Source organism: Pseudomonas sp. 58 R 3 (genome assembly GCF_900006605.1).
Classification (GTDB): domain Bacteria; phylum Pseudomonadota; class Gammaproteobacteria; order Pseudomonadales; family Pseudomonadaceae; genus Aquipseudomonas; species Aquipseudomonas salomonii.
Map to the genome: position 1 here is coordinate 261,599 of NZ_CVTT01000061.1, position 16,326 is coordinate 277,924.

Genomic DNA, 16,326 nt, shown 5'->3' on the forward strand with positions numbered 1-16,326 from the left:
CGTGACGCGGAGCGTCACAAGAGGCATTCCCACGCGGAGCGTGGGAACGATCTCACGCGCTCCACCTTCCGCCCGCGTTCTGCCCCTCCATCACGCAAATCAATCTTGCTATCCAGCCTCTATTCGCGCACTTAGACTCAGGCGATTCCCTTCAAAGGTAAGCCGCCATGTCCGAGATGCTGCTCAGTTCCCGCAATCTGGCTTTCGAGCTGTATGAAGTCCTCGATGCCGAGGGCCTGACCCAGCGCGAGCGGTTTGCCGAACACAACCGCGAAACCTTCGATGCCGCCATCAGCACGGCGCGCAGCATTGCCGAGAAGTACTTCGCGCCGCACAACCGCAAAAACGACGAAAACGAACCGCGCTACGAAGACGGCCAGGCGATCCTGATCCCGGAAGTCAAACCCGCCGTGGACGCTTTTCTGGAAGCGGGTTTTCTGAACGCTGCCCGCAGTTTCGAAGCCGGTGGCATGCAGTTGCCGACCCTGCTTTCCCAAGCCTGTTTCGCGCATTTTCAGTCGGCCAACGCCGCTTCAACGTCCTACCCGTTCCTGACCATGGGCGCCGCCAACCTCATCGAAAGCTTCGGCACCGAGGAACAAAAACAGCGCTTCCTGCAGCCGATGATCGAGGGCCGCTTCTTCGGCACCATGGCCCTCACCGAGCCGCATGCCGGTTCGTCGCTGTCGGATATTCGCACCCGCGCCGAGCTTGCGGCCGACGGCACGTATCGGCTCAAGGGCAACAAGATCTTCATCTCCGGCGGCGACCACCCGCTGTCGGAAAACATCGTGCACATGGTGCTGGCCAAGCTGCCGGACGCGCCGCCTGGGGTGAAGGGCATTTCGCTGTTTATCGTGCCCAAATTCCTGGTCAACGAAGACGGCAGCCTGGGCGCACGCAATGATGTGCTGCTGGCCGGGCTGTTCCACAAGATGGGCTGGCGCGGCACCACGTCCACGGCGCTTAACTTCGGCGATAACGGCAACTGTGTCGGCTACCTGGTGGGTAAACCCCATCAAGGCTTGAGTTGCATGTTCCAGATGATGAACGAAGCACGCATCGGCGTCGGCATGGGTGCAGTGATGCTGGGTTACGCCGGCTACCTCTATTCCCTGGAATACGCCCGCGAACGCCCGCAAGGTCGCCTGCCCGACAGCAAAGACCCGAGCACCGCGCCGGTTTCGATCATCCAGCACGCCGATATCAAGCGCATGCTGCTGACCCAAAAAGCCTATGTGGAAGGCGCCTTCGACCTGGGCCTGTACGCGGCTCGGTTGTTTGACGACACCACCACGCTGGCAACCGAAGCCGAGCGCAAGCACGCCCACGAACTGCTCGACCTGCTCACGCCCATCGTCAAATCCTGGCCATCGGAGTTCTGCCTCAAGGCCAACGAACTGGCGATCCAGATCCTCGGCGGCCACGGCTACACCCGCGAATACCCGGTGGAGCAGTACTACCGCGACAACCGCCTGAACCCGATCCACGAAGGCACCCATGGCATTCAGTCCCTGGATTTGCTCGGGCGCAAGCTCGCGCAAAACGGCGGCGCGGGCTTGAAGCAACTGATCCGCCTGATCGCCGAAACCGGCGCTCGGGCTCAGGAATATCCGTCACTGACGGCGCTGCGCGAACCGCTGGAGCAACTGGTCAACCGCCTGCAAAGCGTGACGATCGGCCTGCTGACGGATCTCGCCCACGGCAAGGTCAACAGCAGCCTGGCGAACTCGGCACTGTACTTGAAAGTGTTCGGACACACGGTGATTGGCTGGCGCTGGCTGGAGCAGGCGATTCGCGCCGAGGAAGGTTTGGCCAAGGGTCATGCGGCCGATGTGGCCTTTTACAAAGGCAAGCTCCAGGCCGCCCGGTACTTCCTGACCTGGGAAGTACCGAGCTGCCATCATGAACTGGCGATTCTGGAGGCACGCGATGACACGTGCCTGGGCATGCAGGACGCGTGGTTCTAAGGCGTTCCGATCGCCTTGGAAATCACTTCGACCGTGGCGCTGACTTGCTCTTGGTAACGGTCGAGTTCCTGCTGGTGATGCTTTTGCATGTCGATCTGCTCGGCGCACAGGTTCAGCGCGGCCAGTACCAATAATTTGTCACCGATCAGGGTCGGGTACTTTTTCTTGGTGGTGGCCAGGGAGGCCTTGAGCATGGTCACGGCGTGCATCAGGGTTTGATCCTCCCCTTGCGGCGCCTTGATCGAGTAATCCTCTCCGAGAATCGAAACGACCTTTATCCCTTCATTCATGCGCCGACAGGCCCTGCGCTCACACGCTCAACCAGCGCCTGGATACGCGCGGCGGTGGCGCCGTGCTTTTCTTCCTGTTCCATCAGGTTCAGTTGCAGGCTGTCGTTTTCGTCCTTGGCGCGGGCCAGTTCCGCTTTCAGGGCTTCATTGCTGCCGAGCAGGTCTTGATTCTGTTGTACGAGGTCAGTGACCAGCTGTTCAAGCTGGCTGAGGGATGCTTCTAACATTTTGATTTCTCGGGCTTTTTCAAAGGGCGGTGACGATAAAGAAAATTCACCTCGGATGCCAGGGTTATCCCCGGCGCGCAGCCCGATTTTTAAGGGCCGGGCCGCACTTTCGAGCCTTAGTGACTGCATTTACCCGATCTGGTTCCTGAATCCGCCCAACCCCTCGTCAGATGCGACAAAAGCGCGCGCCTCCTTAAGACTTTAGTCGCATGGCCGATACGTAATGCACACCTCGTCTCATGGCCGCACGGATCGCGCTTCTCCCCAGGATTCCCGCATGTCTCTTCGTAATATGAATATCGCTCCGAGGGCCTTCCTTGGCTTTGCGTTTATTGGCGCGCTGATGTTGTTTCTCGGTGTGTTCGCCTTGAACCAAATGAGCAAAATTCGCGCAGCCACCGAAGACATCACCCAAGCCAGCGTGCCGAGCATCCGCGCCCTCGACGAATTCACCCAACTGACCCTGCGCCTGCGGGTGCTGTCGTACCGCTTGCTGACCAACCGCGAGCCGGACGTGCAGCAAAAGACCCTGGAAGCCTTCGAACTGCGTAACCAGCAGATACGTGCTGCCCAAGGCGTTTACGAAAAACTCATCGACAGCCGCGAAGAGCGCAGCGCCTACGATGAATACGTGCGTTTGCTCGGCCAGTACCATCAGATCGAGGAGCGCATGAAGAGCCTGTCGCGCGCCAACCAGATCGATGAGCTGCGCACCTTGCTCAACACCGAAATGCTGAGCAATTCCGAGCAAGTCAATGCGGTGCTGACGCGCCTGCTGGACCTCAACAACCAGATGGCCAACACCACCAACCAAGAAGCCAAAGACCAATACGACATGGCCTTTGACCTGGTGGTGGGCCTGCTGATCATTGCCACGGCGCTGACCCTGCTGTTCGCCTGGTTGCTGACCCGCAGCATCACGCTGCCCATCGCCCAGGCGCTGGAAGCCGCCGAAGAAGTCGCCGAAGGCAACCTCACCCGCCCGATCAAGGTTGACGGCAACGACGAAGCCGGCCGCCTGCTCGCTGCCATGGCCAAGATGCAGGACAAGCTGCGCGACACCCTGCAACGCATTGCCGGCTCCGCGACCCAGCTGGCGTCTGCGGCAGAAGAACTGAATGCCGTCACCGACGAAAGTGCCCGTGGCCTGACCCAGCAGAACAACGAAATCGAGCAAGCCGCCACCGCCGTCAACGAGATGACCAGTGCCGTCGAAGAAGTCGCACGCAACGCGGTGAGCACCTCCGAAGCCTCGCGCAACGCCACCACGTCTGCCGGTGACGGCCGTGACCTGGTGCAGGAAACCGTCAGCGCCATCGAGCGCATGAGCGGCGACGTGCAAGCCACCGCCACGTTGATTGGCGACCTGGCCAATGAGTCCCGCGATATCGGCAAAGTGCTCGACGTGATTCGCGGCCTGGCCGACCAGACCAACCTGCTGGCCCTGAACGCCGCGATTGAAGCGGCGCGTGCCGGTGAAGCCGGTCGTGGGTTTGCCGTGGTGGCCGATGAAGTGCGCGCGCTGGCCCATCGCACCCAGCAGTCGACCAGCGAAATCGAACGGATGATCGGCAGCATTCAGGCCGGCACCGAGCATGCGGTGGATTCGATGCGCAACAGCACCGAACGTGCGGAATCGACGCTGAACATTGCCAAGGGCGCAGGGATGTCGCTGGACACCATCAACACGGCGATTGTGGAGATCAACGAACGCAACCTGGTGATCGCCAGCGCGGCCGAAGAGCAGGCGCAAGTGGCGCGGGAAGTGGACCGCAACCTGGTGAACATTCGTGATTTGTCGGTGCAATCGGCCACGGGTGCCAGCCAGACCAGCGCGGCGAGCAGTGAGTTGTCGCGCCTGGCGGTGGACCTGAACGGGATGGTGGGGCGCTTCAGGCTTTAACAGACACCGGCGATCCCACATTGACAGCGGACGCAGAGCGTCCAACGAGGCATTCCCACGCAGAGCGTGGGAACGATCTTTTGACAGCACAGCAATTCAACAGGTTAGAATCGCTGGCACGCAGACTGCATGGTCAGTTTGCGCCCTGTCTTCCCAGTTCTGGAGTACTGCCTTTGAATGCGACGACCATCAACAGCCTGTTCTTGATCGGCGCGTTGCTGGTGGGTGCGAGCATTCTGGTGAGTTCTCTTTCCTCGCGCTTGGGGATCCCGATTCTGGTGATCATCCTGGCCGTGGGCATGGTCGCCGGCGTCGATGGCGGCGGCATCATCTTCGATAACTACCCAACCGCGTACCTGGTGGGCAACCTCGCATTGGCCGTCATTCTGCTCGACGGCGGTTTGCGCACACGGGTGGCGAGTTTTCGCGTGGCACTCTGGCCGGCGTTGTCGCTGGCCACGGTGGGGGTGTTGATTACCACCGGCCTCACCGGCATGGCGGCGGCCTGGCTGTTCGACCTCAATATTATCCAAGGCTTGCTGATCGGCGCGATTGTCGGCTCCACAGACGCCGCAGCGGTATTCTCGCTGCTCGGCGGCAAGGGCCTGAACGAACGGGTGACCGCCAGCCTGGAAATCGAATCCGGCAGCAACGACCCGATGGCCGTGTTCCTCACCGTCACCCTGATCGACATGCTTGCCAGTGGCCAGACCGGCCTGCACTGGAGCCTGCTGACTCACCTGATCCGCGAATTCGGCATCGGCGGCATCGTCGGCCTGGGCGGCGGCTGGCTGATGCTGCAAATGGTCAACCGCATCAACCTGGCCACCGGCCTGTACCCGATCCTGGTGATCGCCGGCGGCCTGGTAGTGTTCGCCCTGACCAACGCCCTGCACGGCAGCGGCTTTCTCGCCGTGTACCTGTGCGGCCTGGTGATCGGCAACCGCCCGGTGCGCAGCCGTCATGGCATTTTGCATATGCTCGACGGCATGGCGTGGCTGGCACAGATCGGCATGTTCCTGGTGCTGGGCCTGCTGGTCACACCCCACGACCTGCTGCCCATCGCCTTGCCGGCGCTGGGCCTGGCGCTGTGGATGATCCTGTTTGCGCGGCCGCTGTCGGTGATGGTCGGCCTGCTGCCGTTCAAGGCCTTCCACGGACGCGAAAAAGCCTTTATCGCCTGGGTCGGTTTGCGCGGCGCGGTACCGATCATTCTGGCAGTGTTCCCGTTGATGGCCGGCCTGCCGCACGCGCAGCTGTACTTCAACCTGGCGTTCTTCATCGTGCTGGTGTCGCTGCTGGTGCAGGGCACGAGCCTGCCGTGGGTGGCCAAGTTGCTGAAAGTCACCGTGCCGCCGGAACCGGCGCCCATCTCCCGCGCCGCCCTGGAAGTGCACGTCACCAGCGAGTGGGAGCTGTTCGTCTACCGCCTGGGCGCGGAGAAATGGTGCATCGGCGCCGCCCTGCGCGAGCTGAAAATGCCCGAAGGCACGCGCATCGCGGCGCTGTTCCGTGGCCAGCAACTGCTCCATCCGTCGGGTAGTACGGTGCTGGAAGTCGACGATTTACTCTGCGTGATCGGCCACGAACACAACCTGCCGGCCCTCGGCAAACTGTTCAGCCAGGCGCCGCAGCGCGGCCTCGACCTGCGCTTCTTCGGCGATTTCGTGCTCGAAGGCGACGCCCAACTGGGCGCGGTCTCGGCCTTGTACGGGCTCAAGCTCGACGGCATCGACCCGGACATGCCGCTCAGCAGCTTCATCACCCAGAAGGTCGGTGGCGCGCCCATCGTCGGCGACCAGGTGGAGTGGAACAACACAATCTGGACCGTCGCGGTCATGGACGGGAACAAGATCGGAAAAGTCGGCGTCAAATTCCCCGAAGGAAGTCGTCCAGGCCCTGGACTCTTCCTCTAAACTGCGAGGCTACGGCGCCACGCCACCAGCCTCTTTAGCTTGCTCGACCGGTATCCATGACCCTACTGCGCACCTTTTTAGCCACTGCCCTGCTGGGCCTGACCCTCTGTGTAGGCAACGTTTACGCCGCCGACCCGCCCAGCGCCGATGCCATCCAGCAAAGCCTGGACAAGCTGCCCGACCGCAAGCTGCCCGACGCCGACATGAAGGCGTTGCAGAGCATCCTGCAACAGACGTTGACGTACCTGGGCAACAAGCAGGATTACGAGCAGCGCCTGGTCGACCTCAAGCGTCAACTGGCAGAGGCCCCACGCCAGACCACCGACAACCAGCGTGAATTGGTGCGGCTCAAGGCGACTAAAATCGTCCCCGTGGCCCAACGCTATGCCACGTTGCCCGTGCCGCAACTTGAGCAATTGCTGGTGCAGCGCAGCACCCAGCAAGGCGACCTGCAAAAAGAGTTGGCCGAAGCCAACAGCTTGACCATCGCCGCCCAAACCCGCCCCGAGCGCGCCCAGACCGAAATCAGCAGCAGCCAGACGCGCATCCAGCAGATCAATTCGATCCTCAAGGCCGGTAAAGACAACGGCAAAACCCTCAGCGGCGACCAGCGCAACCAACTGAATGCCGAACTTGCGGCCCTTAATGCCCTGATCCCGCTGCGCCGCCAGGAACTGGCCGGCAACAGCCAACTGCAAGATTTGGGCAACAGCCAGCATGACCTGGTGGTGGAAAAGACCGCGCGCCTGGAGCAAGAGATTCAGGACCTGCAAACCCTGATCAACCAGAAACGCCTGGCCCAGTCCCAGCAGACCGTGACCCAGCAGTCCATCGAAGCGCAAAAGGCCGGCGGCAGCAGCCTGCTCGCGACCGAAAGCGCGGCCAACCTTGAGCTCTCCGACTACCTGCTCAAAAGCACTGACCGCCTCAATGACCTGACCCAGAAAAACCTGCAGACCAAGCAGCAACTGGACACCGTCACCCAAAGCGACTCGGCCCTGGACGAACAGATCAACGTGCTCAAGGGCAGCCTGCTGCTCTCAAAGATCCTCTACAAACAAAAACAGGCACTGCCGCGTCTGACCGTCGACCGCAACCTGGCAGACGACATCGCCAACATTCGCCTGTACCAGTTCGAGGTCAACCAGAAACGCGAACTGATCAGCACGCCCAGTACCTATGTGGATAACCTGTTGGCCAACCAGTCGCCGGATGACGTAACGCCACAATTGCGCCGCACCCTGCTGGAACTGGCAATCACTCGCAGCGACCTGCTCGAACGCCTGAGCCGTGAGCTGAGCGCGCTGCTGAACGAATCCATCACCCTGCAACTGAACCAGAAACAACTGCTCAGCACCGCCACCAACCTGCGCGCCACCCTCGACGAGCAAATGTTCTGGATCCCCAGCAACAAGCCGCTGGACACCGAGTGGCTGGAAACCGTGCCGGACCACCTGACCAAGCAAGTCACCACCCTGCCGTGGGCTTCGAGCGTCAGCGAACTGTATGACGGCCTGACCCAGCGCCCGCTGCTGTTCCTGCCTTTGCTGCTGTTGATTGGGGCACTGCTGTGGCGGCGTAAAGCCTTGTACGCGCGCCTGAAAAAGATCCACCTCGATATTGGCCACTTCAAGCGCGACAGCCAATGGCACACGCCGGTGGCCATCCTGGTGAATATCCTGCTGGCGCTGCCGGTGGCCCTGGCGCTGGCATTGTGCGGTTACGCGCTGCAAATCGACGCCCGTGGGCAAAACGCCAACTTGGGCGCGGCCTTGCTGCTGATCGCCCAAGCGTGGCTGGTGTTCTACACCGCGTACCGGATTCTCGCGCCGGGTGGCGTGGCCGAACTGCATTTCCGCTGGGAAAAGCCACAAGTCGAATTCCTCCAGGGCTGGATCCGCAAGCTCGGGCTGGTGGTGCTGGCCCTGGTCGCCGTAGTGGCCATCGCCGAACACCAGCCGGCCGCGCTGGCCGACGACGTGCTGGGCATTGCCGTGGTGCTGACCTGCTACGCGCTGATGGCCTGGCTGCTGAGTCGCCTGCTGCTGCACAGCCCGACCCACGAAAAAGCCTCATTGTTCCGCAAGGCCGTGGGCCTGGTGTTTACCGCCCTGCCCGTCGCGCTGTTTATCGCCGTGTGCTTCGGCTACTACTACACCGCGCTCAAACTCAGCGACCGGCTGATCAACACCCTGTACCTGCTGATGTTCTGGCTGGTCATCGAGGCCACCTTTGTACGCGGCCTCGGCGTTGCTGCTCGGCGCCTGGCCTATGCCCGCGCCCTGGCCAAACGCCAGGCCGCCAAGGAAGCCGGCGACGGCGAAGCGGTGATCGAAGAACCGACCCTGGACATCGAACAGGTCAACGAACAGTCAATGCGCCTGATCCGCCTGGCCTTGCTCGGCGGCTTTATCGCCGCGCTGTACTGGGTGTGGAAAGACCTGATTACCGTGTTCTCCTACCTGGACAACGTGACCCTCTACGAATACACCAGCGGCACCGGCGCCAATATCAGCATGGTGCCGATCAGCATCGGCGACTTGCTCGGCGCCTCGATCATCGTCGGCATCACCTTTGCCCTGGCGCGCAACCTGCCCGGTTTGCTCGAAGTACTGGTGCTGTCCAAGCTGGACCTGGCCCAGGGCAGCGCCTATGCCACCACCACCTTGCTGTCCTATGTGATCGCCGGCGTCGGTTTCGTCTCCACCTTGTCCACCCTCGGCGTGAGCTGGGACAAGTTGCAATGGCTGGTGGCGGCACTGTCGGTGGGGTTGGGCTTCGGGATGCAGGAGATCTTCGCCAACTTTATCTCCGGCATCATGATCCTGTTCGAACGCCCGGTGCGCATCGGCGACACCATCACCATCGGCAACCTGTCGGGCACGGTGAGCAAGATCCGCATCCGCGCCACCACGATCACCGACTTTGACCGCAAGGACATCATTGTCCCGAACAAGACGTTTATCACCGGGCAACTGATCAACTGGTCGCTGACCGACACCATCACCCGCGTGACGCTGAAGCTGGGCGTGGACTACGGCTCTGATCTGGATCTGGTGAAGGAATTACTGCTCAAGGCCGCGCGCGAAAACCCGCGTGTGCTGAAGGAGCCGGAACCCCATGTGTACTTCCTCAACTTCGGCGAAAGCACCCTCGACCACGAACTGCGCATGCACGTGCGCGACCTGGGTGACCGCAACCCGGTGATCGACGAGGTGAACCGCTTTATCAACCGCGAGTTCAAGAACCACCACATCAACATCTCGTTCCGCCAGATGGAGGTCTACCTCAAGAACCTTCACGGCCAGGAATACAAACTGGTGGAAGTCGACACGCCGGCCAAACCCGCCAACGACGGCGGGGTGCAAGAGCCACCGCCGAGCAAACTCGACTAAACGCCCTATCCCCAGCAGAATGCTCGGACATTCTGCTGGAGATGGCCGGTGAAAGCCCTCGACGAACTGACCTTCGACAACCGCTTCGCACGCCTGGGCGACGCGTTCTCAACCCACGTACTGCCCGAACCCCTCGACGCGCCTCGCCTTGTGGTGGCGAGCAATGCCGCCATGGCCTTGCTCGACCTTGACCCGGCCGTGGCCGAAACGCCGGTATTTGCCGAGCTGTTTGGCGGGCACAAACTGTGGGCCGAAGCAGAACCGCGGGCGATGGTCTATTCCGGGCACCAGTTCGGCGGCTATACCCCACAACTGGGCGATGGCCGCGGGTTGTTGCTGGGCGAGGTGTACAACCAGGCCGGCGAGCATTGGGACCTGCACCTCAAGGGCGCCGGGATGACGCCGTACTCACGCATGGGCGATGGGCGTGCCGTGTTGCGCTCCTCCATACGTGAGTTTCTCGCTTCCGAAGCCCTGCACGCGCTGGGCATACCCAGCAGCCGCGCCTTGTGCGTGATCGGCTCCGACACGCCGGTATGGCGTGAAAAACAAGAGCGTGGCGCCATGGTATTGCGCCTGGCTCACAGCCATATCCGCTTCGGGCATTTCGAGTATTTCTACTACACCAAAAAGCCCGAGCAACAGGCCGAGCTGGCCGAACACGTGCTTAACCTGCACTACCCTGAGTGCCGCGAACAGCCCGAGCCGTACCTGGCTATGTTCCGCGAAATCGTCGAGCGCAATGCCGAAATGATCGCCAAATGGCAGGCCTATGGCTTCTGCCACGGCGTGATGAACACCGACAACATGTCGATCCTGGGCATCACCTTCGACTTCGGGCCGTTTGCGTTTCTGGATGACTTTGACGCGCATTTCATCTGCAACCATTCCGACCATGAAGGGCGCTACTCCTTCAGCAATCAGGTGCCGATCGGGCAGTGGAACCTCAGCGCACTGGCCCAGGCGCTCACGCCGTTTATCAGGGTGGATGCGTTGAAAGAAGCGCTGGGCCTGTACCTGCCGCTGTATCAAGCGCACTACCTGGACCTGATGCGCCGCCGCCTGGGGCTCACCACCGCCGAAGACGATGACCAGCCACTGGTGGAACGCTTGCTGAAACTGATGCAAAACAGTGGCGTGGACTACACGCTGTTCTTCCGGCGCCTGGGTGATGAGTCGGCGGCGCTGGCCGTGGCGCGCTTGCGCGATGACTTTGTCGACCTGGGCGGCTTCGATGCCTGGGCTGATCAGTACAAGGCTCGCGTCGCACGGGATGGCGATTACAGCGAGGCACAGCGCCGTGAACGCATGCACGCGGTAAACCCGCTGTACATCCTGCGCAACTATCTGGCGCAAAACGCCATCGCGGCTGCCGAGTCAGGCGACTACAGCGAAGTGCGCCGGCTGCATGAAGCGCTTTCCAAACCCTTTGAAGAACAGCCTGGGATGGAGCAATACGCCCAGCGGCCACCGGACTGGGGCAAGCATTTGGAGATTAGTTGCTCGTCGTAAGATGATCGTTCCCACGCTCTGCGTGGGAATGCCGCCTGGGACGCTCCGCGTCCCGCCTTTTGCCCTGCGCACGGGTGACGCAGAGCGTCACGGGATGCATTACCACGCGGAGCGTGGGAACGATCAGAACGGAACTAAATAAAGGTTTCGACCGTTACGCCAAAACGTTCGGCCAACCAACGAATTTGCCGCAGATTGAGCTGGCGCTTGCCGCTCAATACCTCAGAGACGACCGATTGTGCGCCTACTCCGGGTAGGTCACTCTGGGTGAGACCGTGTTCGCGCATCATGTATCGCAGCACATCAACACCACTGGCGACCGGCATTGGACGGTGTTCATGGTCGTAGGCCTCAATCCAGTCACTGAGAATATCCACCAGGCTCATCAGCGGGCTGTCTTCGTTTTCCCCGATCAGGCTCAACAGCTCGTCCAAGCCACACACCAGCGCGTCGTAGTCCGACTCGTTTTCTGGTTTGCGCATCACGGGTGAAACAAACTGCCAGTGTTCGGCCGCTACTCGCATAAGCGCGCTCATTTTATCTTTTCCTTCCATTTGTCTTTCTCATAATCTCGGTGATCAAGCAGATACTTGATGTAAACGCGCTGCGCCCGATACTCCACGCTAGCGATCAACCTCAGCTTGTTGCCTCCGATATCGAATACGTGGAAATCCCCAACCTTATCCGTGGCGGGAAACGTGGCTTTCATCGCCGCGAAGTCTTTGGGCGTGTTTCGCCTCATTAGCCGATACCACTGATCCAACGCTGTTGCTGAACGCGGCCACTTTTCCTTTGCTTCCCAAATCCTTTTCTCGCTGATCACTCGCATGCAACATCCTTATCGCATCTTGCTATGAAGGTTAAACCCGTTTCCCGACTATCGCAATTTGCGATAACCGCAAACAGACAGATGGCGCAAAACAGAACACGCTCGAACAGCCTAGATACTGGGCCTCGCATCGACACGGGCAAACTGTGAGCGGATGCGTCATTGCCTGTGCATCTTGATAAACCCCGGACCTGGCTCCAAATACAGTCTATTGGCCGTACCTAAGGAGCCCACCATGTCCGAACCTCTTGTAATCCCCTGCCCGCACTGCAACGGCCTCAACCGCATCCCTGGCGAACGCCTGGGTGATGCGCCTAAATGCGGGCGCTGCAAGCAGCCTGTGTTGCTGAACAAACCTTTTGAATTGAAACAAGGCGACTACGCCAGCCAGATCAAGGGCGACCTGCCGTTGCTGGTGGATGTGTGGGCCGAGTGGTGCGGGCCGTGCAAGTCATTTGCGCCGGTGTTTGAGCAGGCGGCTGGGCAGTTGGAGGGTAAATGCCGGTTGGCCAAGCTTGATAGTGAGGCGAACCAGCAGCTGTCCGCGCAGTTGGGTATTCGTTCGATTCCGAGTTTGATTCTGTTCAAGAACGGCCGTGAAGTGGCGCGCCAGAGTGGCGCGTTTCCGTTGCCGCAGTTGATGAGCTGGTTGCGTAGCCAAGGGGTGTAAACCAGCCCTTCAATCAACGGGGGTCAACTGTGGGAGCTGGCTTGCCTGCGATGGCATCACCTTGGTCTGACTGATAGACCGAGTTGTCTGCATCGCAGGCAAGCCAGCTCCCACATTTTGACCGTGTTTTAAGCTCGGGCTACGGGGGTTTCGTGGTCCATCATCTGGCCGACCAGCATTACGCCGAGTTCGCTTAATTGATGGATGGCCAGGGCCACGTCGCGGTGTTCGCCGGTGAGGCCGTTGGACAGCTTGAGTAACAGCGTACGGACGGAAGAGAAAGTTTCGTAGCTGTTGAGTACGAGGGCTTCGGTAGGGAGGTTGGGTGCAACGGTGAATAGGTTAGAACCTGCTTCAAACATACTTTTCATTCTCTGCTGGGGCCATCGCCTATTCGCTACTAAACGAAGGGCGGCGGCTGTGCGCAGGTTAGTAGACCGGTAGAACGAAAGCAAAACCCGGCGCACCCGAAGGCGCCCTGCGCACAACCACCATCAGACAGGCGAAAAATCGCCAAACTTTTGGAGCCATACACATGCTTTCGTCTAGATGGGCTACTAAACCCGATCACTGAACATTCAGTGACCCGAGAACCTTAGAGACGCCCATCCAGACGCACAAGCCGGGCGATTCTGGCTTAGCTGTAGGCAACGATACAAGCCACAACCCCATTTGCCAGACCCTTCCTACAGCCTCCGTAGGAACAATCCAAATCCCCTGCTGAAACACAATACAAATGTGGGAGCGGGCTTGCATCGCCTGTAAAATCAGGCATTTTCCAGCAAGTTATGCAGCTCCACAAACTGCAACGTCAGCTTGTGCCGAGGGTCCAGGTGGATCAGCGGCTTGCTCTCCTGGTGCGACTCGCGCATGCGCACCGAGCTGGCCAGGTACACCGGCAGTACCGGCAAACCTTCGGCAATCAACTCATCCAGCATCTGCTGCGGCAGGCTCGCACGGGCCTGGAACTGGTTGACCACAATGCCCTCCACTTCGAGGCCTTCGTTGTGGTCTTCCTTCAATTCATCGATTTCACGCAACAGGCCATACAGCGCCTGGCGTGAGAAGCTGTCGCAATCAAAGGGGATCAGTACGCGATCAGCGGCAATCAACGCCGAAACCGCATAAAAATTCAGCGCCGGAGGCGTATCCAGGTAAATCCGGTCGTAGTCTTCGCTCAACTCATCCAGCAGCTTTCGCAGCTTGTTGATCTTGTGCTTGGCCTCAAGCTTGGGCTGCAGGTCTGCAAGCTCGGCGGTCGCGGTGATCACATGCAGGTTGTCGAACGGCGTTTCGTAGATATCCACCTGGTTTTTCTTCGCAAACGGCCCCGAAGACAGGGTTTGCTTGAAGAAGTCGGCAATGCCCATCGGGATATCGTCGCCGGTCAGCCCCGTGAGGTACTGGGTTGAGTTGGCCTGTGCATCGAGGTCCACCAACAGGGTCCGATAGCCTTCACTGGCGCTCACCGCCGCCAGGTTGCAGGCGATGCTGGACTTGCCAACGCCGCCTTTTTGATTGAACACCACACGCCGCATGGAAAAAACCTCCGTGTATCAATGAATGTCCGAGTGTAGAGGGCAAAAGCGCCTGTTAGCTACCTCGTTCATCCATGCACTGGCGCATCAGCCGTCGCACAAAAGGAAGAGTCCTACAATCCACGCACGGCACAGGTAAAGGACAATCTGTAAATCTTTTCCGGCAAATTGTATTCATCCGCGAACAATTCTTTACCAAAGTTTGCTAGAACCCCACGGCACCGGGATAATGCGCGCCATTCGGCCATGGTTCCCTGTCCCGGTATTCGGGGCCAACGGCTGCACATGGAAGCCCGCAGGGGCGGGATAACTTCTCAGTGATCACTTTCAATATCGACCAATGGCGCGCCTGGGCTCCGGGCCTGGAGACTGCGCACGACTGGCGTGCCTGGTGCCAGGCTCCGGTGGTAGTGCCGCCCAGCGATGCGTCGCCCGATGTGTCCTTCCTGCCCGCCATGCAGCGCCGCCGCCTGAGCCGGCTGGCGCGCATGGCGTTCAGCGTGGGCTGGCCGTTGGCCGAGGGCCGGCAAGACCTGCCGCTGGTGTTTATTTCCCGGCACGGCGAAACCCCGCGCACCCTCGACATCCTCAGCGACCTGGCCAACGACGAGCCGCTGTCGCCCACCCAGTTCAGCCTGTCGGTGCATAACGCGGTGATTGGCCTGTGGTCGATCCTGCGCAATGAAACCTGCGAAATGACCGCCCTCGCCGCCGCCGGCGACGGCCTGGAACACGGCATGCTCGAAGCCGCCGCGCTGCTCAACGAAGGCGCCCCGGCGGTACTGCTGGTGATCACCGAAGAACAACCGCCTGCGGCTTACGCCGACTGGATCCATGATGTGCCCTTCCCCTACGCCCTCGGCCTGCTGCTGACCCCGGGCGACGAGTGGCAACTGGAACTAAACAGCGGCGCTGTCCAACTCAGTCAAACTCAGTGGCCCCACGCCCTGAACCTGCTGCGCACCCTGCTCACCGAGCAGGCCACCTGCCAACATGCCTGGAAGAACCGTGTATGGAACTGGCAACGCAAGCCCTGACCGACAAGCCACGGGACGCCTACTACTGGCGCCTGTTCGCCACCGCCGCAAGCTTCTTCTGCTTCGGCGTCGGCGGGCTGTGCTTGCGTTTGCTGGTGTTCCCGCTGCTCAGTTGCCTGCCAGGCAGCGCGGCCAAACACCAGCGCCGTGCCCGCCACACCATCAGCAAGCTGTTCTGGCTGTTTATTCGCCTGATGCAACGCGCCGGCGTGCTGACCTACAGCGTTGAAGGCGCAGAAAAACTCGGGCGCCCAGGCCAAATGATCGTCGCCAACCACCCGTCGCTGATCGACGTGGTGTTTTTGATCGGCCTGATGCGCCAGACCAACTGCGTGGTCAAGCAGAGCCTGTTCCAGAACCCGTTCACCCGTGGGCCGGTGCGCGACGCCGGTTACATCAGCAATGACGGCAGTGCCGATATGCTCGATGCGGCGGCCGATGCGCTGCGCGAAGGCCAGACGCTGATCATCTTTCCCGAGGGCACGCGCACCACACCCGGCGCACCACCGGCCTTTCATCGCGGTGGCGCCGCCATTGCCCTGCGTGGTGCGACAATCATCACCCCGGTGGTGATCAAGGTCAGCCCCACCACCCTGACCAAGGCCGAACCCTGGTATCGCATCCCCAAGCGCCGTTTTCACTTCAGTTTGCGCGTGGGTGCCGATATAGACCCACAGGCGTTTGCCACATTGGGGCCAGCGCCCCAGGCTTCACGCAAGCTCAACGATTACCTGCATCACTATTTCATTAAGGAGCTCGCCGAAGATGAGCAACCAACACCGCCTTGAGCACGACATAAAGGTGCTGATCATCGAGGCCCTGGGCCTGGAAGACATCAGCCCCGACGACATCGACAGCGACCAGACCCTGTTCGGCGAAGGCCTGGGCCTGGATTCGGTGGACGCCCTGGAGTTGGGCCTGGCGATCCAGAAAAAGTACGGCATCAAGATCGATGCCGACGCCAAAGACACGCGCAATCATTTCACCAACGTGGCCAGCCTTGCGGCATTCGTCACGGCCAGACAGGCAGCTTGAGACC

General features: G+C 60.6%; 15 protein-coding genes. 9 read left to right on the forward strand and 6 right to left on the reverse strand.

What is annotated here, in order from left to right; all coding sequences use genetic code 11:
* Positions 1 to 167 precede the first annotated feature (167 nt).
* The gene (locus tag BFP92_RS19570) at positions 168 to 1,970 is read left to right on the forward strand and encodes an acyl-CoA dehydrogenase (protein WP_065930725.1); all 1,803 of its coding nucleotides are present in this window, start codon (positions 168 to 170) and stop codon (positions 1,968 to 1,970) included.
* On the opposite strand, the gene BFP92_RS19575 is transcribed toward BFP92_RS19570, so the two are convergent.
* Complete coding sequence (locus tag BFP92_RS19575) at positions 1,967 to 2,260, reverse strand: cell division protein ZapA (protein ID WP_017138531.1); 294 nt, start codon at positions 2,258 to 2,260, stop codon at positions 1,967 to 1,969. The two genes, BFP92_RS19570 and BFP92_RS19575, sit on opposite strands and share 4 nt — an antisense overlap.
* Complete coding sequence (locus BFP92_RS19580; protein WP_017138532.1) at positions 2,257 to 2,487, reverse strand: hypothetical protein; 231 nt, start codon at positions 2,485 to 2,487, stop codon at positions 2,257 to 2,259. Before BFP92_RS19580 ends, BFP92_RS19575 begins: the two co-directional genes overlap by 4 nt.
* Before the next feature lie 277 nt (positions 2,488 to 2,764).
* Here BFP92_RS19580 and BFP92_RS19585 point away from each other — a divergent pair, with 277 nt between their 5' ends.
* The 4 genes from BFP92_RS19585 (at position 2,765) to BFP92_RS19600 (ending at position 11,213) form a co-directional block, all read left to right on the forward strand.
* Positions 2,765 to 4,390 (forward strand): methyl-accepting chemotaxis protein, encoded by a 1,626-nt coding sequence (locus BFP92_RS19585; protein WP_065930726.1) that lies wholly within the window; start codon positions 2,765 to 2,767, stop codon positions 4,388 to 4,390.
* Positions 4,391 to 4,563: 173 nt separating this feature from the next.
* Positions 4,564 to 6,306 (forward strand): potassium/proton antiporter, encoded by a 1,743-nt coding sequence (locus tag BFP92_RS19590; RefSeq protein WP_058422393.1) that lies wholly within the window; start codon positions 4,564 to 4,566, stop codon positions 6,304 to 6,306.
* Between the two features lie 56 nt (positions 6,307 to 6,362).
* Positions 6,363 to 9,701 (forward strand): mechanosensitive channel MscK, encoded by a 3,339-nt coding sequence (gene mscK / locus BFP92_RS19595; RefSeq protein WP_065930727.1) that lies wholly within the window; start codon positions 6,363 to 6,365, stop codon positions 9,699 to 9,701.
* 48 nt (positions 9,702 to 9,749) lie between these two features.
* A complete protein-coding gene (locus BFP92_RS19600; RefSeq protein WP_065930728.1) occupies positions 9,750 to 11,213 on the forward strand; it encodes a protein adenylyltransferase SelO in 1,464 nt (487 codons plus the stop codon).
* Positions 11,214 to 11,347: 134 nt separating this feature from the next.
* Here BFP92_RS19600 and BFP92_RS19605 read toward each other — a convergent pair whose 3' ends face one another.
* On the reverse strand, positions 11,348 to 11,749 hold the full coding sequence (locus tag BFP92_RS19605) for a helix-turn-helix domain-containing protein (RefSeq protein ID WP_065930729.1): 402 nt from the start codon (positions 11,747 to 11,749) through the stop codon (positions 11,348 to 11,350).
* Complete coding sequence (locus BFP92_RS19610; RefSeq protein WP_065930730.1) at positions 11,746 to 12,042, reverse strand: type II toxin-antitoxin system HigB family toxin; 297 nt, start codon at positions 12,040 to 12,042, stop codon at positions 11,746 to 11,748. The genes BFP92_RS19605 and BFP92_RS19610 overlap by 4 nt, the downstream gene beginning before the upstream one ends.
* Before the next feature lie 235 nt (positions 12,043 to 12,277).
* Between BFP92_RS19610 and trxC the strand changes: the two genes are divergently transcribed.
* On the forward strand, positions 12,278 to 12,712 hold the full coding sequence (gene trxC, locus BFP92_RS19615; RefSeq protein WP_017138537.1) for a thioredoxin TrxC: 435 nt from the start codon (positions 12,278 to 12,280) through the stop codon (positions 12,710 to 12,712).
* Positions 12,713 to 12,840: 128 nt separating this feature from the next.
* Here the strand turns inward: trxC and BFP92_RS19620 are convergent, their stop codons facing one another.
* Positions 12,841 to 13,074, reverse strand: a complete 234-nt coding sequence (locus BFP92_RS19620; RefSeq protein ID WP_065930731.1) for a DUF6124 family protein — start codon at positions 13,072 to 13,074, stop codon at positions 12,841 to 12,843.
* A 405-nt stretch (positions 13,075 to 13,479) separates the two neighbouring features.
* Positions 13,480 to 14,250: a ParA family protein gene (locus BFP92_RS19625; protein WP_065930732.1), complete on the reverse strand. Its 771-nt coding sequence runs from the start codon at positions 14,248 to 14,250 to the stop codon at positions 13,480 to 13,482.
* 317 nt (positions 14,251 to 14,567) lie between these two features.
* On the opposite strand from BFP92_RS19625, the gene BFP92_RS19630 reads away from it, so the two are divergent.
* The 3 genes from BFP92_RS19630 to BFP92_RS19640 are packed head-to-tail and all read left to right on the forward strand — an operon-like array spanning position 14,568 to position 16,322.
* Complete coding sequence (locus BFP92_RS19630) at positions 14,568 to 15,287, forward strand: beta-ketoacyl synthase chain length factor (protein ID WP_065930733.1); 720 nt, start codon at positions 14,568 to 14,570, stop codon at positions 15,285 to 15,287.
* On the forward strand, positions 15,263 to 16,075 hold the full coding sequence (locus BFP92_RS19635) for a lysophospholipid acyltransferase family protein (protein ID WP_065930734.1): 813 nt from the start codon (positions 15,263 to 15,265) through the stop codon (positions 16,073 to 16,075). Before BFP92_RS19630 ends, BFP92_RS19635 begins: the two co-directional genes overlap by 25 nt.
* Positions 16,053 to 16,322, forward strand: a complete 270-nt coding sequence (locus tag BFP92_RS19640; protein WP_065930735.1) for a phosphopantetheine-binding protein — start codon at positions 16,053 to 16,055, stop codon at positions 16,320 to 16,322. The genes BFP92_RS19635 and BFP92_RS19640 overlap by 23 nt, the downstream gene beginning before the upstream one ends.
* The last annotated feature ends 4 nt before the right edge of the window (positions 16,323 to 16,326 follow it).